Genomic DNA, 19,402 nt, shown 5'->3' with positions numbered 1-19,402 from the left:
GGACAGGCGTTGCTCGGTGATAGCCACGTTCCGCTCCGATCAATTGGTTCGTCACCCAGTACGACCGGTTGATCCCGTCATTTGTGACAACGGCGCATGACTCCCGCACCTGATCAGGCGTTTCTGCGCCGTCAGCGAGGCAGGCCCACTCCCACCGCGACACCTCGCGTCCCATTGTTCTCGGACGAGGGTCAGGCGGTCAGTGACGCCACGTAGGGTGCCAGCTTCGCCGGATTCATTACCCACATGATGCGTTCGAGGCCGCGGGGCGAAGCGTCGACGCACAGCAGTGCGACCGGGTTGCCGCCGGAGGAGACCAGGACCGCGGGCCGGTCGTTGGCCTCGACCCAGTTGATCTCCGACCCGGGCCAGAAGCGCGGGGCGAACGCCCCGAGGTACCGGGAGACATGCTGACGCCCCACAACCGGGATCTTCGACGCGCCGCGGATGCCGCCCCCGTCGGCGTAGCTGACGACGTCCTCGGAGAGGACGTGCTCCAGCGTGGCCAGATCACCCGTCTGCGCCGCGGTGAGGAACACCTTCAAGAGGCGCTGGTGCTCCGCCCGGTCGACAGGTGCCCGCCGTTCGGCGGCCAGGTGCTTGCGCGCCCGGCTCACCAACTGGCGGGCGTTGGCCTCGCTGGTGTCCACGATCTCAGCGATCTGCGGGTAGGGGTAGTCGAACGCCTCTCGCAGGACGTAGGCGGCCCGCTCCACCGGATTCAGTTTCTCAAGGACGAGAAGAACCGCCATCTCGACCGCCTCGGCGCGCTCCGCACCCACGTTCGGGTCCCGGCTGGTGTCGACCGGCTCGGGGAGCCACGGGCCCACGTACGACTCCCGCCGCATCCGGGCGGATTGCGCCAGGTTGATCGCGAGCCGGGCGGTGACCGTCGTCAGGAAGGCCTTCGGTTCGACGATCTCCCGACGGTCGGTGTTCTGCCACCGCAGCCAGGCCTCCTGGACGATGTCCTCGGCCTCCGTGGAACTGCCGAGCATGCGGTACGCGACACCGAACAGCTGGGGACGCGCCGCGATGAACTCCTGCGTAGCTCTCTCGAGCGAGTCGGCGTCATCCTCGGCGTGCATGGTCGCCCCCTTCGGCCAGGACAATGCTACAACCGCCACGGACCGCACGCTTCTGGGGGCCGAAGCCACTCACACCACTCCTGACCTGGGGTTTGTGCCGTCTTACGAGGTGAGAGTGGGCCGATCCGATGCACCGGCGCGGCGCTTTGCGGCAGACCCCGGGAGCCCGCCTCCCCGTCGTGGGCCGCGGCGACGGGGAGACGAGGAGACGCGGAGACGAGGAGACGGACGGTGATGCCCGGCGAGGCAGGATCGCCTCAGCCGAACATGCCGGGCTCGTAGTCCCCGGCAGGCTGCTGGTTGATGACGTTGATGCGGTTGTAGGCGTTGATGATCGCGAGAAGCGAGATCAGCGCGGCGAGCTGGTCCTCGTCGAAGTACTTCGCGGCACGCGCCCAGGCGTCGTCCGGGACACCGCCCGAGGCGTCGGCGATGCGGGTGCCCTGTTCGGCGATCTCCAGGGCCGCACGCTCGGCGTCGGTGAAGACCTTGGCCTCACGCCAGACCGCCACCAGGTTCAGACGCTGCTGGGTCTCGCCGGCGGCGACGGCGTCCTTGATGTGCATGTCGGTGCAGAATCCGCAGCCGTTGATCTGGCTCGCGCGGATCTTCACGAGCTCCTGTGTCGCGACCGGCAGCGTCGACTCGGCCACCACCTTGTTGGCCGAGTTGAGGTGCCTCATGACCTTGCCGGCGAGAGCGTTTCCGAAGTAGTTGACGCGCGAATCCATGACGGGATCTCCTCGGTGATAGGGCGCTTACACCGTATTGACCGGGCTCACCCGGTGATCCGTGACAGCGATGGAATGTGACCTGCGCCTCCTTCGGCCTCCACGCCGTGAAGGCCGGTCTCCGGTGATACGCCCGGGCGCGGCATCGGTGGACTCCTGGTTTCTTCCGGTTGCTCGCCGGCTGGGGCCTTCGGCGGTCACAGTTGCAGCGTTCCGTTCTCCTACGGAGTCATGGAGGCCTCCGAGTTGGGACTTCTCGCTGACGGCCGAGGTTGGAGCTCGTGGCTCAACTCAGGTGCGCTGTGCGTCACGCGCTTGAGCTGGAGGTGTCCCGAACCGGGGGTCATAGAGCTGCACGCCAAATGAACCGTGCCACCCTTCAGCCCAGGCGCTGTTGAACAACGTTGGCGCGCCCTTGATGATGTGCACATGAAAGCGGCCGTCGGGCGTCTGGACGGTCGGCTGGGGCGGCGGTGGTAATAAAGGGGGGGCAGCGATCCGGTGATCGAAGACAGGAGCCCGGAAGCCCGGTCCTCCCTTCACCAGGGGACAGGAAGTAGGACGATCCACCTCGCCGAGCCGCACCCGACCGGACAGGTCATCATCGACTGCACCAGGCTCTCCCCGGCCGGCCGCCGGATCCCGAAACTCACCCTCCACGCAGGCAACGACACCGAGCTGAAATTCGCGGGCAGCATCGTCAAGGGGCGCGGCGACACCCGCTGCCGCTTCCTGATCAGAGAGTTGGACCTAGGGGCGGTGACCACCCGGATCCAGGTGGAGTGCGCCGCCGACTGCGCATGGCGGCTGCGGGTGCTGCCCCTGTCCGCCGCGCGCGTGCTGGATACCTGGGCGACCGGCACGGGCTCCGACGTCCTCGTGTACGACGGGCCGCCGGCCGTACTCAAGCTGCGGCAGACCAAGGGCCGGGGAGCCAGAGTCGCCGTGTACGCCATACGCGCCAACCGGCTCCAGGCGCTCTTGTCCACCTGGGCCCCTAGGCTGGTCTCGGGGGGCGACGTCATCGCCCTACCCCCGAAACCCTCCACTCTTCCAGGCGAAGCCGCCGGGGTGCCCCCGGAACCTGTCTCACCGAAACCGACGCTGCTCAAGGTCGCGGGTTACGGCTGTGGCTGGGAGCTGTCCGTCTCCATGCCCAATGAGCTGCGGTCCTTCAGCCGGGAGATCAGCGGCAAAGGCCGTGAAGTGGTCCGCTACATCGGTCCGCCGGGCACCTTACGGATCGACAACCGGTCGTGGCGGCCGGGACACGATCTGTACGTCGAGTCGTTCGCCGAAGACCTCTCGCACAAGGTCGATATTCTCCACCTCCATCCCAGGAGTGGCTCGCTGGCCCGCTTCCGGTCCCAGAGACTGGACCTCCTCCCCGGCATGCTGGTCGCCATCGGCGCCGTGTACTCGGATCCCTGGCGCATCCGCGCCGACAACTGACGCTGTCAGGGCAGCGTCGGTCGGCTCCGCCCAGGACATCCCGCGTCGTCGCACGTCATCCGCCCTGCGCACGGTCGTGTCCAAAAGGCGATCAGTGCGCTGCCGCATCGGCCAGGTCGGCGCCAACCGGAACGCGCCCGGCTCACGCGACTGTCGCAGCGGGCCCGGCGGTCCGTGCAGATGTAGTCGCGTACGAGATGGTATCGAATGATACTATCTTGAGGGTGGTCAGGCGGGCACGCCGAGCGGATTGGGTGGCGGTCTTGGACATGTACGAAGCGGTTACGAGTCGGCGGACGGTGTCCGGATTCACCGATCGGCATGTCCCACGGGAGGTGCTGGAGCGAGTGCTGTCCGCTGCCGCCCGGGCATCGTCCGAGCCGGACCTCCAGCCACGGCGCGTCTACGTACTGACCGGACGGCCACTGGCCGAGCTGGAGAAGCTGGTCGGTGAACGTGATGCGGTGGACGACTCTTGGCGCGAGCCGGCGTGCGAGCAGTACTCGGCCGCCCCGAAGTCCCCGTACCGCGAGCGCCGGTCCGCCCTCGGTGCTCCCGTAGTCCTGTTCTGCTATGTGGACCGGGACTTGGGCCCGGCGCAATGGTCCGGCGTCGGCATGTATCTGCAGACCGTCATGCTGCTGCTCCGCGCCGAAGGGTTGCACGGCTGTACGCAGATGGCGTGGGCGAAGTACCACCGTGCCGTCGCGGAGGTTCTGTCGCCCCCGGACGAGCTCATCCTCTTCTGCGGCATGGCGATCGGGTTCGAGGACTCCGCAGAGGCGGCGGCGACCTGCTCGACCTCGACGCCCCGCGATCAGGAAGCCGGAACCGTGGATCCTGCCGCACGTCACGCACGCCGCGCCCGGTGGATGCCGCGCGTTGCCGCACGTCTCCATGCACGCCTTCGTGACGCACTCACAAGAAAAATGCGGCAGCTGGTGTCACAAATTGGGCTGCCGCCCTGACATGAGTGAGGAACCCAAAACGATTCGGTTCGGCACCGGGAGAGTTGATCTTGATGATTGCTTGTGGTCGGAGGCCGGACTCGCGGGCTCCCTCGGGCTTCGGCCGGGGCGACTCGACGAGTGGTCGTAGCCGTGAGAAGTGTCGAACCCTGACGGCAGAGCAGGGGGCGCATCTCCCGCCGTCGGACCGACTGCCCGTGGAGCCCGGCTCGGTGGGCCTGCATGCCCTTCCCCGTCCCGTGGCCGTGGTGGTGGGTGCCGGTGGGGTGCTCGGAGCGGCGCACGTCGGAGTCGGGGCCGCTCTGGAGCAGCGCGGGTTCGTGCCGGACATGATCATCGGCACCTCGGTGGGCGCTCTCAACGGCGCCATCGCGGCCGCCCACCCGGACACGGCCGCGCCCTGGCTGGACCATGTCTGGACCCGGTTGAGCCGCCGCGAGGTGTACCCGCTCGGCTTCCCGGCCTCGCGGGCCAGTGTCTTCACCGACCGCGGCCTGCGCCGACTGATCGCCGGGGCCGGACTGCCGTCTCGGATCGAGCAGTTGGCGGTCCCGTTCACCGCGGTGGCGATGGACCTGGCCACCGGCGCTCCGGCACTGCTCGACCACGGAGACCTCGAGTCCGCGCTGCTGGCCAGCGCGGCCGTTCCCGGCATGCTGCCCCCTGTGGACCGAGAGGGCAGGACGCTGGTCGACGGAGGTGTGATCGCGTACGTCCCGGTGCTGGCAGCACTACAGGCCGGGGCCGCCAGCGTGGTGGTGCTGTCGACCGGACCGGAGTGCTCGCCGTTGAGCCCGACCGTCCCGAGGCGGAGGGCCGGCGCGATCGCCGCGAGGGCCGGGCTGCTGTTGATGCACCATCAGATCGAGCGTGATCTGCGCGAGGTGGCCCAGCGCATCCCGACCGTCGTGCTGCCGACCGGCATCGAGGAATGGCCCGCCCCCTGGGACTTCGGCCACTCCGAGCGGCTCATCAGCACCGCTTCCCGCACGGCGGGACGCTTTCTCGACGGCCTGAACGTCTGCGGGCCGGGCCTGTATCGGGCCGACGGCCCTCCGGCGACGTCGGACGGCCCGGCCGAAGCACCGACGTCCTCAAACTCGACAGCACCGACTTCCTCAAACTCGACAGCATCGAGTTCCTCGAACTCGACTTCCTCACTATCGGGGGTGGCCCTGTGAGTACCATCGCGTTCCTGAACATCGCCATGCACGGGCACGTGAATCCGACGCTGCCGGTGGCGGCCGAGCTCGTTCGCCGCGGCCACTCCGTCACGTACCACACCTCGCCCGCCTTCCGTGAAGAGATCGAGGCCGTCGGCGCGACGGTGCGTCTCTACCCCGGGGGTGACCAGCCGCTTCCTGATCCGCCGACGCCCGTCACGTTGATGGAGGGGCTCGCGAGCACGGCTGTTCGCCTGCTGCCTCCGGTGCTGACCGACCTGCGCTCGATCCGGCCCGATCTGATCGTTCACGACAGCGCCTGTCTGTGGGGCGCGGTCGCCGCTCGCGAACTCGACGTACCGGCGGCGTCGTCGTTCACCACGTTCGCCTTCAACCGGCACGTGCCCAGCCCCACCCGAGGTTCATGGGACCTGCTGGCCGAGGCGGCGACTCGGCGGGACAGCCTCAAGGGCTATCTGCGGGCGCGCCGGGGGCTGCGCCGCTTCGACACGAGTGGGCTGCCCCTCCTCGACCTGGGGAACATCCGCCAGCCGCTCAACCTGGTCTACACCTCGCGGGCGTTCCAGCCTGCCGTCGAGGAGTTCGACCGGTCCTACCGGTTCGTGGGCGCCAGCATCGGCGCCCGCCCGGCCGACCCGTCGTTCCCGGCCGATCAGCTGCGGGAGCCGGTGCTCTACGCCTCGCTCGGCACGGTCTTCAACGCCGGCCCGCTGCTGCTGCGCGCTTTCGCCACGGCGCTCGCCCCGCTGGGCGGCACAGTCGTCGTCTCCACCGGGCAGACCGACCCCGCCGCGCTGGGTCCGCTGCCACCCAACGTGCTCGCCCGCCGCTCTGTCCCACAACCGGAGGTACTGGCCCGCGCGTCGCTGTTCGTCACCCACGGCGGCATGAACAGCGTCAACGAGGCCATGTACGCAGGCGTTCCGATGCTGGTGGTCCCACAGGGCGCCGACCAGCCGATGGTGGCCCGTCGTGTCGCGGAACTCGGCGCCGGCCTGTCGATCCGCACCCAGGATGTGACGGAGGACTCCGTACGTGCCCTCGCAGGGCGTCTGCTCCACGAACCCCGGTTCCGGGCGGCCGCGGCCACCCTGCGGGGTGCTCAGCACGAGGCGGGCGGATACCGGCGTGCCGCCGACGAATGCGAGCGGTATCTGCACACGAACGCGGTGGCCGGTCGGCCGGCTCTCGCGGATCCGTCCCGGCGAGGCTGAATCATGGCACTCGTCGTCCTGTTGCTGCTCGCCGGAGTGTCGGAAGCCGCCGGGCGCATCCTGCCTGTGGCAGTGGGCCGCCCCGGCATGTCGCGGACGCGGGTGGCCGGGCTGCTCTGTGCCGGTGGCCTCGTCGAGGGTGCTGTGTTCGCGTTGTGGCCGCTGACCGCGTGGACCCTGGCCGAACTGGTGCTGTCCTCCACACCGGAGGGCGACGGCCTGGTCTGGACACCCGATCTGGTCGCCCCGCTGGTGCTCGCCGCCGTCCTCGCGTTCCCCTTGCTCGGGCCTTTCCTTCACCTGCTGCTCTTCGTGGCGGTCGGGGCCGGGCTGGCAGGCCCGCTCGCCGTGGCGACCGGCCTGGGCTGGTGGGGCGCCGCCGGATGTGTGGCCGTCGCCGGGGCCGGTCTCGGTATCGCCGTGGAGGCCGTTCGGCGTCTGGTCGTGAGGATCAGCGCTGCCGAGGCACGGGGGCTGGTCACATGAACGCGTACCTGCTCTGGGCCTTCGCGATCGGGCCGGTTCTCATCGCCGAAGCTCTGCTCGCCCGCTACGAGGTGCTGGCCTACGGCTCCGGCTGGCGGACCCCCGTCACCAAGCTCCCGGAAGGTGTGCCGTACGCCCGGGGCGCGGCGCCCGACACCCCGCCGGATGCCTATCTGGTCTACCTGGACGGCATCGGCAAACGCCGCGTCCGCGACAGCCGGGACGGCGGCCAGCTCGTCAAGGCACTGATCGCCAGAGCTCCCGAGCTGCGGGTACTGGGTCAGGTGCAGCCCTATTCACCGCTGGCCGCCCCGCTCGCCGAGCGACCGGTGTGGAAGTGGCTGCGCCGACGCATCGGGCTGCTGCTGTTCCTGCACAACGTCATGCAGATCTTCGTCGCCGCCGACCAGCGATACCGACCCCTCTACAACCGGGCCGTCGGCTCCCAGATCTCCACGCAGCTCAGGCTCGCCGGCTACCGGCCCGACAGCGGTATCCCCGTGGTGCTGCTCAGCTACAGCGGCGGTGCCCAGGTCGCCGGTGGCGCGATCGACGAACTGTACAGCCGGCTGCGCTCCCCGCTCCTGCTGATCACGCTCGGCGGCTTCCACAACGGCGCCAACGACCTCACCCGCGCCGAGCACCTGCACCGGCTGACCAGTTCGAGCGACCGGATCGAGCGAGTCGGTACGTGGTTGTTCCCTCAGCGCTGGCCGCTGTTCCGCGGGAGTGCGTGGAACCGGGCCGACCGCGCAGGGAAGATCACCGTGCATCGGCTCGACCCGGCCACGCACGTCGGGCCGTGCAGCTACGTGAGCCCGACGGCTCAACTGCCCGACGGCCGCAGCCATCTCGACCGCACCGCCGACACCGTGATCGCACTCATCCGCGACCGCCACAGGGTGACCAGGGTGACCGAGGTGTCGGATCACCCGTAGCCACGAGGGACTTGGGCGGAGCGACGTCACCGATGTCCCCCTGCCGGTCCCGACAGCCGGCCGTCCCGCAGGCGAGCCCGCTCTGGAAGGCGCCGACCGCCTGGGCTGGAGCCGCGTCCGCCGCCGCACTTCACCGGGACGGACGCTGTGCCGAGGTGACGTCATAGCGCCAGAACGGTCGCACCAGCAGTGCGCCGACGATGACGACGATCACGCAGAGCAGTGAGCTGCCTGTCCACGCGATGCCCAGACCGGTGGTGGAGGCCATGGCGCCGGCACGCAGGTCTCCGAGGCGGGGACCGCCGGCGACGACGACGGTGAAGACGCCTTGCAGACGGCCGCGCATGGCGTCGGGCGCGTAGGTCTGCAGAATCGTCTCGCGGTAGACCGCGCTGACGAGGTCCGCCGCTCCGGCAGCGGCCAGGAGGGCTGCGGCGGCGAAGAGGTGGTGGACGGTGCCCGCGAGGGCGATGGCCGCCGCCCAGGCGGTGACGGCGATGGCGAGTGCTCGGCCTTGGCGGCGCACGCGTCCGATCCATCCGCTGAACAGCCCCGCTGCGACCGACCCGATGGCGATGGCCGAGTACAGCAGCCCCACTCCTCCGCCGAAGCGCACCTGGGCCGCTTCCGGGAACAGGGCGGTCGGCATGGCCAGCGTCATCGCCGCGATGTCGACCGCGAAGGACATCCAGAGCACGGGGGCGGCGGCGATGAACCGCAGTCCCTCGAAGACCGAGCGCAGTCCACTGGTCCGGGCCCCCGATCCGGTCGGCATGATCGAGGGCAGGCGAACGGCCGAGTACAGCAGGAGAGAGAAAAGCACGGCGTCGGCGCCGTACGCCCAGCAATAGCCGTTCGGCAGCGAGATCAGGATGCCCGCCACCAGCGGCCCGGCGACCTGCCCGACGTTGCCGGCGGTGAAGTACAGCGTGTTCGCCGCGGGCACCAGTGGGGTGGGAACGATGCGGGGAATGATCGCTCCCCGGGCGGCGGACGACACGGCGAAGGCGCCCGCCTGGACTGCGACGAGGGCGAGGATGACGGGGACCGAACGCAGGTCGGCGACCGCCTGAAGCAGCAGGGCGACTGTGGTTGCCCAAGTGAGGCATGCCGACGCCAGGTACAGCACACGGCGGTCGAACCGGTCCGCGATGGCGCCGCCGTACAGGCCGAAGACCACGAGCGGTACGAGGCCGGCCAGCCCCGTCAGCCCCACGGACAGCGACGACTGTGACAGCGCGTACACCTGAACCGGGACGGTGACGCCGGTGACCATGGTCCCGACGTATGCCGCGCTCTGCCCGATCAGCAGGCGCCGGAAGACGGGGTGCGCCAGCGGGCGGGTGTCGAGGGCGATCCCGCGCAGGCCGGAGCCCAGCCTGGCCTTCAGCGATGGCGGGGCGGCGGGAGGAAGATCACGCGGGGTGTGGGACGTCGTGGGCATGCCCATCACGCTGGCAGGAGCACACCGTGCGTCGCTTCCGTTATTCTGCCGCACTGTGTCGGAAAACAGCCAAGCGGACGGGGCGGCGGCGGAACCCAGGGACAGCACCCATGCCCACCTCGCGGGTGAGGTCATCGGCCGCCATCAGCATGGCTATCACCAGCTTCTCTACGTCAGCGCCGGTGTGCTGGCGGTGCAGACGGGCGAGGCGTCCTGGGTGGCGTCCAGCGCGCGGGCCGTGTGGATTCCGGCGGGTACCTGGCATCAGCACCGGGTGCACGGGCACAGCTCTGTGCACACGCTCGGCTTCGCGGCCCACGACGTACTGCTGAGGTCTCGGACGCCGGTCGTCGTGGCCGTGGACGCCCTCGTGCGCGAGCTGATCATCGCGTGCAGTGAACCGTCCCTGCCGGAGCAGGAAGCACGGCGCCTGCGTGCCGTCCTGCGGGACCGGCTGCGGCGGGCCCTCGTCGAGCCGTTGACGTTGCCCACCCCTGCCAACTCCCTGCTGAGGCAGGCGTGTTCGCTGGTGACCGACGATCTGCGGCAACCGCGGACCGCCGCCTGGCTCGCACGGCGCGTCGGCGTGAGCGAGCGCACCCTGGCCCGGCTGTTCAGGACCGAGTTCGGTATGACGTATCCGCAATGGAGGACCGGCGTCCGGGTCTTTCACGCCATGGTGCTGCTGGCGGAAGGGGCAAGCGTCAGCGAAACGGGACGACAGTGCGGATGGGCCACGACCAGTGCGTTCATCGACACGTTCAGCCGCACCATGGGCCAGACACCGGGGACCTATCGCATCGGACCCGGTGGGTAGATCCACTGCTTCAACTGTTCACCGAGACGGCCCAGTTCACGCGCCTACGAGTGCGGGTGCGAGCTCCCGCCACGGCTCGGTCGGTACGTCGAAGGGGGACTCCATCAGGACCTGGACGCAGACGTGGTCGGCGCCGGCGGCCAGATGCTCGCGTACGCGGCGGAGGATCGCCGCCTCGTCACCCCACGCCACGAGTGCTTCGGCCAGTCTGTCGGAGCCGCCGCGGACGAGGTCCGTCTCGTCGAAACCACCCCGCAGCCAGTTGTTGCGGTAGTTCGGCAGACCCGTGTAGATGTCCAGGTGGGCGTGGGCCCGGCGCATCGCGGTCTCGCGGTCCGAGGTGAGTACGGCGCCCATCTCGACGGCCACGAGCTTGTCCGGCCCCAGAGCTGCCCGTACCTCGGCGGTCTGTGCCGGTGTCACCAGATACGGGTGGCTGCCGTCCGCGAGTTCACGGGCCACCTCCAGCATCCGGGGACCGAGGGCGGCGATCAGGACGGGCGGGCGTGGCTCGTCGGCCTCCGCGGCGTAGAAGGTCGCTCCCGTCATCGCCGTGAGGTATTCGCGCATGGCGGCGACCGGTTTGGTGTAGCTGCCCCCGCGGACCCGCTCGACCAGTGGCCGGTGGCTGACTCCGAGCCCGAGCACGAACCGCCCGCCGTGGGCCGCGGCCAACGTACGGGACGCCGCGTTGGCCGCGACCGCGTCGCGGGCCCAGATGTTGGCGATGCCGGTCGCCACGCGCATGCGCCTGGTGGCGGCGAGCAGCAGCCCGGCCTGGGTGAAGGCTTCCCGGCCGTAGGCCTCGCCGAACCACAGCGTTCCCCAGCCCTGGGCTTCGAGCTCGGCCGCGATCTGCCCGACCGCCGCCGGAGGCACCGCGTCCAGGTTCGCGGTCCAAATCCCGACCCGCCCGAGCCCTGCTTCTTCGGCCACTGTCATGCCGTACCTCTCCTTGACTTCGTACGCGACGCTGATACGTGCCGTACCTATACGTACCGGGTCGCCCGGCCGGAATCAGAAACGCTCGCCAGCACCGCCGTGCCAGTCAGCAGCCCGGCGGCCAGGGTCACGGGCTTGACGCTGTCCAGCGCCGCGCCTCTGCCCATGCCGCTCGGGGTGTGCACGGCTTCGTGGATCAGTGCTTCGGTCATGACGGGACGGTACGAGCCGGGGCCGGGCGGGGGCCGTGACCGTACCGCTCAAGGTGGTTGACCCGGGCGTTCGCCCGGCGGCAGGTCGCTCAGCCGCCCGGTTGGTAGGAGCGGGGAGCGGAGCCGGTCCAGCGCTTGAAGGCCCGGTGGAAGGCGCTGGGTTCGGAGAACCCCAGCTGCTGCGAGATGTCCTTGATGGAGACGGCGCCCGTGGCCAGCGCCGCGATGGCCGCATCTCGCCGCAGCTGGTCGCGGATCTGCTGGAAGGACGTGCCCTCCGCGGCCAGTCGGCGGCGCAGGCTCTGCGCGCTCACCGCCAGCCGCGCCGCGACGTCCTGAGGATCGGGCATCCGGTCCGGCAGCGACTGCCCGAGCAGCCGGCGCACCTGGGCGGCGGCGGTGCTGCCGTAGTCCAGGCGGGCGAGCACATCGCCGGGAGCACGGCGCAGGAAGTCATGCAGCCCTGCCTCGTCCTGAAGTACCGGTCGGTCGAGGAGCGCACGGTCGAAGACGAGGGCGGTGCGGGGAGCGAGGAACGAGCAAGGAGCGCCGTAGAGCAGGTCGTACTCGAGAGAGTGCGGTGGCGCCGGGTGGCCGAACTCCACCCGGGTGAGGTTGATGCGGCGGCGGATCAGCCAGCCTGCGACGCGGTGTGCGACGGCGGTGGCGGATTCGGCGAGGTAGTGATCGGGATCGTCGAAGGCCGTGAGGTCGAAGACCACCCGCGCCTCGTCGTGCGCCCCGATTTCCTCCTCCGACTTCCCTTTCGACTTCTCCGTCGGCTGCTCCTCCAGATGGAACCGGGGTCCGCCGGGGAACAGCCGGTAGAAGGCGCTGCCACGGTCCAGTGCGGAGCGCAGATCGGGGCAGTGCAGCACGGCATGGCACATCATCGCGAAGGTACCCACCTTCAGGGGCTGTGGCCCGAGGCCCTGCAGTTCGTCGTCGAGTGCCTGCCACACCGCTTTGGTGAGCCGGGCGAACTGCGGGGGCGACACCCGGGCGAGCGGGACGTCCAGCAGCCGCGGCGGGATGGCCGCTCGCTTGAGGAGTGCGGTGATGTCCACGCTGTGCCGCTCGGCTCCGCGCAGTGCGGCCCGCACGTGGTGGATGGCGACCGAGCGGGCGGGCGCGCCGTACGCGGGAGGCGCGTCGTCCTCGGGAGGTGCGGCCATGAGCGCCGATCGTACGGGACTCGGTCGGGCAGTCAGCCGGACAGTCGGTCGGACGGACAGACAGGTCAACGACTGTGAGCACTGCGGTCATGACGGCCCGCCGTGCCGCCTGCCTACCGTCGGGCCGTGATCAGAAACGGATATTTCGACGACGCCCACGAGGCGTACCGGACGGCATGGCGCGGCTTTGTCGAGCACGAGGTCGTACCGAGGCAGGCCGGCTGGGAGCGCGAGGGGATCGTCGGCAAGGACGTCTGGCGGCTCGCGGGCGAGCAGAACCTGCCCGCACCGGCGAGGACCACTCGATCCGCCTGTTCCTCGTGGCCGCCGGCACCCCCGCAGAACTGTTCTTCGACGACGTCCACGTCCCGGCCGCCGGCGTGCTCGGCGAGCCGGATCAGGCGGTGTCCGAGGTCCGCAGGCCGAGTTTGTCGAGCTTGCGGCCCCGGGTGAAGCCGGGCTTCGCCCTGCTGATGCGGCAGTTCACCCTGGAAAGGCTCGTCGTCGCCATGGGCGCGGCGGCCCACGCCGCGGCGGCGCTGCGCGAGACGGTCGCCTACACCAAGCAACGCTCCGACGACTCGATCGGAGCTGTTCAGTAAAACGAACGTCAGGTTCACTGATTCGAGATGGTTCGGTATAGTGAACGCATGGTTCACTCAATCGAGGCTCTTGAGGTAGGCGCACAGGTCAGCGCCTACCTCGATGACACCTACCTGGAGCAGGTCGATACGCGGGTTATCGCGGTCGGTGAGAAGGACGGAACGCCATGGGCGGCCGTCGAGCACTGCCTGTTCCATCCGCAGGGCGGGGGCCAGCCCGCCGACCGGGGGTGGCTGGAGGACACGGAGATCATCCCGGTCCGGGACCGGGAGTCGGGACTGGTCGTGGCGACGGCACCCGAGGGTGGCAGCCTTCCGCCCCTCGCCGAGGGACAGAAGGTACGGGCCCGGATCGACCTTCGGGCCCGTACCGCTCACGCCGCACTGCACACGGCCGGACACCTCGTCGAAGCGGTCGGGCGGACGCAGGGGTGGGAGATGGTCGCCAGCAACCATTTCCCCGGTCAGGCACGCATCGAATTCCAGGCGCCCGGGACGGACACACGGCTGGCCGACCCGGAAGGGCGGGAGGAGGTGACTGCCGTGCTGCGCGCCGCCGTGGCGGCCGTGATCGCCGACGATCTGCCGGTCTTCGCGCGGTGCCTCGCGGACGGGCGGCGCGTGGTGCACCTGGACGCGCTGCACTCCGCGCCGTGCGGGGGTACGCACGTACGCAGCCTGGGCGACCTGGCCGAAGTGGTGTTGCCGACGCTCAAGGTCAAGAAGGGCCGCATCCGTGTGTCGTACACGGCGACGCACGTGCCGTACACCGCGACGCACGTGTCGACCGCCGCACCCCACGTGTCGGGCACCGTAACGCGCAGGAGCCACTGATTACGCCCCCGCCGACCGGCCGCCAGCCGGTGAGCAGTACCGCGGCCGCGGTCGGTGCGAAGATCCGCCTGCGCCGTCAGCAGCGCGGAATGAGCGCCGCGGAGATGGCCAGGCGCGCCGGGCTGAGCAAGGCCACGCTGTCGCAGTTGGAGGCCGGCAACGGCAATCCGACGATCGACACCCTGGACGCGATCGCGATCGCCCTGCGCATCCCGATCGCCGACCTGCTGGCGCGTGACGCCGACACCGGGCCGGTCTTCCGGCCGGGCACGGATGTCGAGCCCGGCGAGGTCTCCCGGGAACTGCTGCGCCGGATCAGCAGCGGCAACAGTCTGGAGATCTGGCGGCTGCGCATCCCGGCCGAGACGGAGCTGCCCGGCGTCCCGCATGCCACCGGCACGATCGAGCACCTGCTCATCGCCACTGGGCACGTCACCGCCGGCCCTGTCGACGCCCCGCAGGATCTGGGCCCCGGCGACATGCTCGCCTTCGCCGGTGACGCCCCGCACTTCTACCGCACCGGTGCCGAGGAAGTGGACATCACCGTCGTCTTCGCCTCGCCCATCAGCACCTGAGAACCCGGCACCTGAGACCCCAGCACTTGAGGCCTCAGCCCTTGAGACCCCACGCCTGACACCTCAGTACAGACTTGAGACCAAGGAAGACCCCTCATGAGCACCACCATCGCCACCACCCCCTCCAGCCGTGCCTTCAGCAGCGACAACATGGCCGGGGCATCCCCGCAGATAGCCCAGGCCGTTGCCGACGCCGCCGCCGGACAGGTCCTGCCGTACGGCAACGACCCGTACACCGACAGCGCCCGCCGCAGGCTCGGCGAGATCTTCGAGCGGGACGTCGACGTCTTCCCGGTCTCCACCGGATCCGCCGCCAACGGCCTGAGTCTGGCCGCCCTCACCCCGCCGTGGGGCAGCGTGCTCTCCCACCCCGGAAGCCACATCAACACTGACGAGTGCGGCGCCCCGGAGTTCTTCACCAATGGGGCCAAGCTCGTCGGGGTGCCGGGTTCCGACAGCAAGATCGACCCCGATGCGTTGCAGGCGGCGGTGCGCCGCCGGGCCGGTGACGTGCACAGCGTGCAGCCGTCCGTGGTGAGCATCAGTCAGGCCACGGAGAGCGGCAGCGTCTACACCCTGGAGGAGATCCGCCGACTGTCCGCCATCGCCAAGGACGCGGGACTGCGCGTCCACATGGACGGCGCGCGCTTCGCCAACGCCCTGGACCATCTCGGCGTCACCCCGGCCGAGATGACCTGGAAGGCCGGCATCGACGTGCTGTCCTTCGGCGCCACCAAGAACGGCGCGATGACCGCCGACGCCATTGTCTCCTTCGACCCCGCACTCGCCGCCGAGCTAGCCTTCCGCACCAAGCGCGCCGGCCAGCTCGCCTCCAAGATGCGCTTCCACACGGCCCAGATCGACGCGTACCTCACCGACGGCCTGTGGCTGCGCAACGCCCGTCAGGCCAACGCGATGGCCACCCGGCTAGGCGACGGCCTCAAGTCCATCCCCGGCGCGGGCTTGTTGGCCACTCCACAGGCCAACATCCTCTTCTGCCGCCTGCCTCAGCAGGTCACCGAAGAACTCCTCGCCGAGGGCTACGCCTTCTACCACGACCGCTGGGAACCGGGGATCGTCCGGTTCGTCACCGCCTTCTCCCACAGCGCCGACGACATCGACCAACTCCTCGACGCGGTCCGCCGCCACACGAGCTGACCGAAGGCCGGCCATGACAGTACGTCCACTGCGCTCCTGCCGCTTCAGAGCATCGCCAGCCCGGGGTCGTGCAGGAAGGCGGCCAGGTCGGCCAGTAGCTGGGAGCCCTGCCGACCGTCGACGAGCCGATGGTCGAAGGAGAGTGCCAGCTGAGTGACCCACCGGGGCTCGATCGTCTCGGTCCCCGACGCGTCGGTCACGACCCATGGGGTACGGCGGATGGCGCCCACGGCGAGGATGGCCGCCTCACCCGGGTTCAGGATCGGCGTTCCCGTGTCCACGCCGAACACGCCGACGTTCGTGATGGTGATGGTCCCGTCCATCATCGACTGGGGAGTTGTCCTGCCCTCGCGGGCTGTGCTGGTGAGCGCGGCGAGTGCTTCGGCGAGTTCACGCAGCGACATCCGGTCGGCGTGCTTGATGTTGGGGACGATGAGCCCTCGCCCGGTGGCGGCGGCGATGCCCAGGTTCACGTAGTGCTTGAGTACGATCTCCTGCGCCGGCTCGTCCCAACTGGCGTTCACCTCAGGGGTGTTGCGCAGGGCCAGCAGGAGTGCCCGGGCCACGAACAGCAGCGGCGTGACGCGCAGATCACGGAACTCGCGGCGGGCGGCCACCGTGTCACGGAGCCGTATGGTCGCCGTGACGTCGACCGTCATGAACTCGGTGACGTGCGGTGCCGTGAACGCGGAAGCGACCATGGCGGCCGCCGTGTGCTTGCGCACGCCGCGAATCGGGATCCGGGTCTCGGCCACGGTCTCCGGGGTTCCGGGACTCGGAACTTCCGCCGCCACGAGTTCGGCCTCCGCTGCCCCAGCCTCCGCCGCCCGGCGCACATCGTCGCGGGAGACGGTGCCCGCAGGGCCCGTGGGTGTGACGGTGGTGATGTCGACGCCGAGGTCTTTGGCGAGCTTACGGACGGGGGGCTTGGCCGCTGTCCGCTCTGTAGCCGCCGGTGCCTGGACGGGGGTTGGCGCTGCCGGCCGGTTTGTGGGCGGGCCCGCGGGCCGTCGGCGTCTGCGGCGACCGCCGCCCTCCTGCGGGCCGTACCCCACCAGCAGCGCCTCCCTGTCGGGAGCCGCCGCCGCGTCCCTGGCCGGAGGTTCCGTCGCGTCGGGAGTGCCGCTGACGCCACTGAGAATGGTGATGAGGGGTTTGCCCACGGGCAGGGTCTCCCCTTCCTCCGCGTGCAGTGTCCCGACAACACCCGCATACGGAGAGGGGAGTTCGACGGCGGCCTTGGCCGTTTCCACCTCGACGATGACCTGGTTGATCTCCACGGAGTCACCCACCTGCACCGCCCACTGGAGAATCTCGGCCTCGGTGAGGCCCTCGCCGACATCGGGCAGCAGGAAGGTTTGCTCTTTCGACACGGTGACCGGCTCCTCCTTCTAGTAGCTCAGGCTGTGGTCGAGGGCATCGAGGATCCGGTCGACCCCAGGAAGCCAGTCCGATTCGAGGCGGCTCGGCGGGTACGGGGTGTCGTATCCGGTGATCCGGAGAACCGGCGCTTCGAGGAAGTGGAACTCCTCCTGCTGGATCCGCGCGGCCAGCTCCGCCCCGAACCCGTGGGACAGCGAGGCCTCATGGGTGACCAGGGCACGGCCGGTGCGGTGGACGGACTCCCGTACGGTGTCCAGGTCGAGCGGCGACAGGCTGCGCAGGTCGATGACCTCGACGCTGCGACCCTCCTCGGCAGCGGCCTCGGCCGCTTCGAGAGCCGCCGGGACCATGGGGCCGTACGCGATGAGTGTGGCGTCGGTGCCGGCCCTCAGCACCCGCGCCCGGTCGAAAGGTGCCGGTGTCCCGTCGGTGACCTCGCCCTTGGTCCAGTAGTGCCGCTTGGGTTCGAGGAAGATCACAGGGTCGTCGTCGTCCACGGCCTGGCGGATCATGTCGTACGCGTCCTGCGGGTTGGAGCAGGTGACGACCTTGAGCCCGGGGGTGTGGGCGAAGTAGACCTCGGGCGATTCCGAGTGGTGCTCGATGGAGCCGATGCCGCCGCCGAACGGGATGCGGATGACCACGGGCAGGGTGATCACACCGCCCGAGCGGTGCCGGAGCTTCGCGAGCTGGCTGATGATCTGGTTGACCGCCGGGTAGACGAAGCCGTCGAACTGGATCTCGCACACCGGGCGGTAGCCGCGCAGGGCGAGACCGATCGCGGAGCCTATGATGCCCGCCTCACCGAGGGGAGTGTCGATGACTCTAAGGCTGCCGAACTCCTTCTGCAGGCCGTCGGTGACGCGGAACACCCCGCCGAGGCGTCCGATGTCCTCGCCCATCAGCAGGACTTTCGGATCGTCCGCGAGGGCTTTGCGAAGCCCGTTGTTGAGGGCCTTGACCATGGAGATGCTCGTGCTCATCGAGTGGCTCCGATCTCCTGGCCGACGGCTGGGAACCCGGAGGCCAGGAACTCCGTGTGCTCGGCCAGTTGGCGTCTGAGCTCGGCCGGCATGTCGGTGTAGGTGTTCTCGAAGGACGAGCCAGGGTCCGGCGAGGGCAGTGCCCGGCAGCCGGCTCTCAGATGTTCGGCCAGTTCCTGTTCCCGTCGCTCGATGCCGGCGAAGTACTCCTCGTCGGCCGCGCCGCTCGCCGTGAGGTGCAGGCGCAGCCGCTCCAGCGGATCCTTGGCCGCCCACTCGTCGGTCTCGGCGGACGGGCGGTAACGGGTGGCGTCGTCGGCGGTGGTGTGCGCGTTGATCCGGTAGGTCACCGCCTCGATCAGGGTCGGCCCGCCGCCGGACCGCGCACGGGTCAGCGCCTCATCGGTCGCAGCGAGACAGGCCAGTACGTCATTGCCGTCGACGGACACGCCTGGGAAGCCGAAGCCGGTCGCGCGCTGAGCGACGGGGACACGGCTCTGCACGCTGTAGGGAGCGGAGATGGCCCACTGGTTGTTCTGGCAGAAGAAGACCACGGGGAGGTTCTGGGCAGCGGCCCAGAGGAACGCTTCGTTGGTCTCGCCCTCGCTCAGGGCCCCGTCACCGAGGAAGACCAGCACCGCGGTGTCGCGCGTGTTGTCTCCCGAGCCGATCACGTCGTCCCGGACCAGGCCCATGGCGTAGCCCACCCCATGCAGGGTCTGCGCGCCGATGACCAGGGTGTAGAGGCCGAAACGGCGCTCGTACGGGTTCCAGCCGCCCAGTGTCGAACCGCGGAAGAGGCCGAGGAGCGACACCGGATCGAGTCCGCGGCACCAGGCGACGCCGTGTTCGCGGTAGGTGGGGAACACCATGTCCTGCTCGGCCAGCGCGTGGGCCGCACCGACCTGGGCCGCCTCCTGACCGCGCAGCGAAGGCCACAGGCCCAGTTCCCCCTGACGCTGGAGCGCGATCGCCTCGGAATCCAGGCGGCGTACCAGTGCCATGTCTCGATACAGGGCCAACAGATCGATCGCGGGAGGGAGTTCGAGCCTGCTGTCGGAATCGAGCACACCCTCGGGCGAGAGGAACTGGATCGGACCGTCGGCGGGTCCGGCGTCCGCGGTCGACTTGGCTTGCTTGCGTGGCATCACGGCTCTCGTTTCGGAAGCGCCGGTCGGGACGCCGGCGGATGACTGGACAGCAGGAACAGCCGCGT

Annotated in this window: 20 protein-coding genes and 1 pseudogene; 12 read left to right on the top strand and 9 right to left on the bottom strand. The window is 69.7% G+C overall.

The window, feature by feature from the left end:
- Nucleotides 1–191: 191 nt before the first annotated feature.
- Together ACFWXQ_RS06640 and ACFWXQ_RS06635 are read right to left on the bottom strand one after the other, a co-directional pair.
- Complete coding sequence (locus tag ACFWXQ_RS06640) at nucleotides 192–1,088, bottom strand: RNA polymerase sigma-70 factor (RefSeq protein ID WP_383945547.1); 897 nt, start codon at nucleotides 1,086–1,088, stop codon at nucleotides 192–194.
- A gap of 257 nt (nucleotides 1,089–1,345) precedes the next feature.
- Nucleotides 1,346–1,819 carry a carboxymuconolactone decarboxylase family protein gene (locus tag ACFWXQ_RS06635; protein WP_383945550.1) on the bottom strand — a complete coding sequence of 158 codons (474 nt, stop codon included), beginning with the start codon at nucleotides 1,817–1,819 and terminating at the stop codon, nucleotides 1,346–1,348.
- Between the two features lie 501 nt (nucleotides 1,820–2,320).
- Between ACFWXQ_RS06635 and ACFWXQ_RS06630 the strand changes: the two genes are divergently transcribed.
- The 6 genes from ACFWXQ_RS06630 (at nucleotide 2,321) to ACFWXQ_RS06605 (ending at nucleotide 8,061) form a co-directional block, all read left to right on the top strand.
- Complete coding sequence (locus ACFWXQ_RS06630; protein WP_383945553.1) at nucleotides 2,321–3,271, top strand: hypothetical protein; 951 nt, start codon at nucleotides 2,321–2,323, stop codon at nucleotides 3,269–3,271.
- 197 nt (nucleotides 3,272–3,468) lie between these two features.
- Nucleotides 3,469–4,239, top strand: a complete 771-nt coding sequence (locus ACFWXQ_RS06625; RefSeq protein ID WP_386267689.1) for a nitroreductase — start codon at nucleotides 3,469–3,471, stop codon at nucleotides 4,237–4,239.
- Between the two features lie 212 nt (nucleotides 4,240–4,451).
- Nucleotides 4,452–5,420 carry a patatin-like phospholipase family protein gene (locus ACFWXQ_RS06620; protein WP_383945559.1) on the top strand — a complete coding sequence of 323 codons (969 nt, stop codon included), beginning with the start codon at nucleotides 4,452–4,454 and terminating at the stop codon, nucleotides 5,418–5,420.
- Entirely contained in the window at nucleotides 5,417–6,637 is a 1,221-nt protein-coding gene (locus ACFWXQ_RS06615; protein ID WP_383945562.1) for a macrolide family glycosyltransferase, read from the top strand. The genes ACFWXQ_RS06620 and ACFWXQ_RS06615 overlap by 4 nt, the downstream gene beginning before the upstream one ends.
- Nucleotides 6,638–6,640: 3 nt before the next feature.
- Entirely contained in the window at nucleotides 6,641–7,123 is a 483-nt protein-coding gene (locus ACFWXQ_RS06610; RefSeq protein WP_383945564.1) for a hypothetical protein, read from the top strand.
- Nucleotides 7,120–8,061: a hypothetical protein gene (locus ACFWXQ_RS06605; RefSeq protein WP_383945567.1), complete on the top strand. Its 942-nt coding sequence runs from the start codon at nucleotides 7,120–7,122 to the stop codon at nucleotides 8,059–8,061. The genes ACFWXQ_RS06610 and ACFWXQ_RS06605 overlap by 4 nt, the downstream gene beginning before the upstream one ends.
- A gap of 130 nt (nucleotides 8,062–8,191) precedes the next feature.
- On the opposite strand, the gene ACFWXQ_RS06600 is transcribed toward ACFWXQ_RS06605, so the two are convergent.
- Entirely contained in the window at nucleotides 8,192–9,505 is a 1,314-nt protein-coding gene (locus ACFWXQ_RS06600) for an MFS transporter (RefSeq protein ID WP_383945570.1), read from the bottom strand.
- Between the two features lie 55 nt (nucleotides 9,506–9,560).
- Here ACFWXQ_RS06600 and ACFWXQ_RS06595 point away from each other — a divergent pair, with 55 nt between their 5' ends.
- Nucleotides 9,561–10,322 (top strand): AraC family transcriptional regulator, encoded by a 762-nt coding sequence (locus ACFWXQ_RS06595; protein ID WP_383945573.1) that lies wholly within the window; start codon nucleotides 9,561–9,563, stop codon nucleotides 10,320–10,322.
- Between the two features lie 36 nt (nucleotides 10,323–10,358).
- On the opposite strand, the gene ACFWXQ_RS06590 is transcribed toward ACFWXQ_RS06595, so the two are convergent.
- The 3 genes from ACFWXQ_RS06590 to ACFWXQ_RS06580 form a co-directional block, all read right to left on the bottom strand.
- Nucleotides 10,359–11,264, bottom strand: a complete 906-nt coding sequence (locus ACFWXQ_RS06590) for a TIGR03620 family F420-dependent LLM class oxidoreductase (protein ID WP_383945577.1) — start codon at nucleotides 11,262–11,264, stop codon at nucleotides 10,359–10,361.
- Nucleotides 11,265–11,311: 47 nt separating this feature from the next.
- On the bottom strand, nucleotides 11,312–11,476 hold the full coding sequence (locus ACFWXQ_RS06585; protein WP_383945580.1) for a hypothetical protein: 165 nt from the start codon (nucleotides 11,474–11,476) through the stop codon (nucleotides 11,312–11,314).
- Nucleotides 11,477–11,565: 89 nt separating this feature from the next.
- On the bottom strand, nucleotides 11,566–12,651 hold the full coding sequence (locus tag ACFWXQ_RS06580) for an AraC family transcriptional regulator (RefSeq protein ID WP_383945583.1): 1,086 nt from the start codon (nucleotides 12,649–12,651) through the stop codon (nucleotides 11,566–11,568).
- 102 nt (nucleotides 12,652–12,753) lie between these two features.
- Here ACFWXQ_RS06580 and ACFWXQ_RS06575 point away from each other — a divergent pair.
- The 5 genes and pseudogenes from ACFWXQ_RS06575 to ACFWXQ_RS06555 all read left to right on the top strand — a co-directional run.
- Nucleotides 12,754–12,876: pseudogene (locus ACFWXQ_RS06575) on the top strand (hypothetical protein); the annotation flags it as partial.
- A 95-nt stretch (nucleotides 12,877–12,971) separates the two neighbouring features.
- Nucleotides 12,972–13,253, top strand: a complete 282-nt coding sequence (locus tag ACFWXQ_RS06570) for an acyl-CoA dehydrogenase family protein (protein ID WP_383945585.1) — start codon at nucleotides 12,972–12,974, stop codon at nucleotides 13,251–13,253.
- 48 nt (nucleotides 13,254–13,301) lie between these two features.
- Nucleotides 13,302–14,087 (top strand): metal-dependent hydrolase, encoded by a 786-nt coding sequence (locus ACFWXQ_RS06565; RefSeq protein WP_386267688.1) that lies wholly within the window; start codon nucleotides 13,302–13,304, stop codon nucleotides 14,085–14,087.
- A gap of 29 nt (nucleotides 14,088–14,116) precedes the next feature.
- Nucleotides 14,117–14,662: an XRE family transcriptional regulator gene (locus ACFWXQ_RS06560; protein ID WP_359723494.1), complete on the top strand. Its 546-nt coding sequence runs from the start codon at nucleotides 14,117–14,119 to the stop codon at nucleotides 14,660–14,662.
- Nucleotides 14,663–14,758: 96 nt separating this feature from the next.
- Entirely contained in the window at nucleotides 14,759–15,820 is a 1,062-nt protein-coding gene (locus ACFWXQ_RS06555; RefSeq protein ID WP_383953387.1) for a threonine aldolase family protein, read from the top strand.
- Nucleotides 15,821–15,864: 44 nt separating this feature from the next.
- Here ACFWXQ_RS06555 and ACFWXQ_RS06550 read toward each other — a convergent pair whose 3' ends face one another.
- Genes ACFWXQ_RS06550 through ACFWXQ_RS06540 form a run of 3 tightly spaced genes read right to left on the bottom strand, consistent with a single transcriptional unit; the run spans nucleotide 15,865 to nucleotide 19,334 of the window.
- Nucleotides 15,865–17,193, bottom strand: coding sequence for a dihydrolipoamide acetyltransferase family protein (locus ACFWXQ_RS06550; RefSeq protein WP_383953389.1), 1,329 nt, complete (start codon nucleotides 17,191–17,193; stop codon nucleotides 15,865–15,867).
- 18 nt (nucleotides 17,194–17,211) lie between these two features.
- Nucleotides 17,212–18,186 (bottom strand): alpha-ketoacid dehydrogenase subunit beta, encoded by a 975-nt coding sequence (locus ACFWXQ_RS06545; RefSeq protein ID WP_383953391.1) that lies wholly within the window; start codon nucleotides 18,184–18,186, stop codon nucleotides 17,212–17,214.
- Entirely contained in the window at nucleotides 18,183–19,334 is a 1,152-nt protein-coding gene (locus ACFWXQ_RS06540) for a thiamine pyrophosphate-dependent dehydrogenase E1 component subunit alpha (protein WP_383953393.1), read from the bottom strand. Before ACFWXQ_RS06540 ends, ACFWXQ_RS06545 begins: the two co-directional genes overlap by 4 nt.
- Nucleotides 19,335–19,402: the final 68 nt, after the last annotated feature.

Source organism: Streptomyces sp. NPDC058697 (assembly GCF_042715345.1).
GTDB lineage: Bacteria > Actinomycetota > Actinomycetes > Streptomycetales > Streptomycetaceae > Streptomyces > Streptomyces liliifuscus.
Note: the sequence above shows the minus strand (reverse complement) of the source record. Positions and strands in the feature narration are given on the sequence as shown.

Excerpts from the sequence above, each read along its gene's own strand:
- ACFWXQ_RS06545 (WP_383953391.1), bottom strand. The coding sequence starts at position 18,186 with ATGAGCACGAGCATCTCCATGGTCAAGGCCCTCAACAACGGGCTTCGC.
- ACFWXQ_RS06600 (WP_383945570.1), bottom strand. The coding sequence starts at position 9,505 with ATGCCCACGACGTCCCACACCCCGCGTGATCTTCCTCCCGCCGCCCCG.
- ACFWXQ_RS06610 (WP_383945564.1), top strand. The coding sequence starts at position 6,641 with ATGGCACTCGTCGTCCTGTTGCTGCTCGCCGGAGTGTCGGAAGCCGCC.
- ACFWXQ_RS06540 (WP_383953393.1), bottom strand. The coding sequence starts at position 19,334 with ATGCCACGCAAGCAAGCCAAGTCGACCGCGGACGCCGGACCCGCCGAC.
- ACFWXQ_RS06580 (WP_383945583.1), bottom strand. The coding sequence starts at position 12,651 with ATGGCCGCACCTCCCGAGGACGACGCGCCTCCCGCGTACGGCGCGCCC.
- ACFWXQ_RS06605 (WP_383945567.1), top strand. The coding sequence starts at position 7,120 with ATGAACGCGTACCTGCTCTGGGCCTTCGCGATCGGGCCGGTTCTCATC.
- ACFWXQ_RS06565 (WP_386267688.1), top strand. The coding sequence starts at position 13,302 with ATGGTTCACTCAATCGAGGCTCTTGAGGTAGGCGCACAGGTCAGCGCC.
- ACFWXQ_RS06585 (WP_383945580.1), bottom strand. The coding sequence starts at position 11,476 with ATGACCGAAGCACTGATCCACGAAGCCGTGCACACCCCGAGCGGCATG.
- ACFWXQ_RS06555 (WP_383953387.1), top strand. The coding sequence starts at position 14,759 with ATGAGCACCACCATCGCCACCACCCCCTCCAGCCGTGCCTTCAGCAGC.
- ACFWXQ_RS06590 (WP_383945577.1), bottom strand. The coding sequence starts at position 11,264 with ATGACAGTGGCCGAAGAAGCAGGGCTCGGGCGGGTCGGGATTTGGACC.
- ACFWXQ_RS06640 (WP_383945547.1), bottom strand. The coding sequence starts at position 1,088 with ATGCACGCCGAGGATGACGCCGACTCGCTCGAGAGAGCTACGCAGGAG.
- ACFWXQ_RS06625 (WP_386267689.1), top strand. The coding sequence starts at position 3,469 with ATGGTATCGAATGATACTATCTTGAGGGTGGTCAGGCGGGCACGCCGA.
- ACFWXQ_RS06635 (WP_383945550.1), bottom strand. The coding sequence starts at position 1,819 with ATGGATTCGCGCGTCAACTACTTCGGAAACGCTCTCGCCGGCAAGGTC.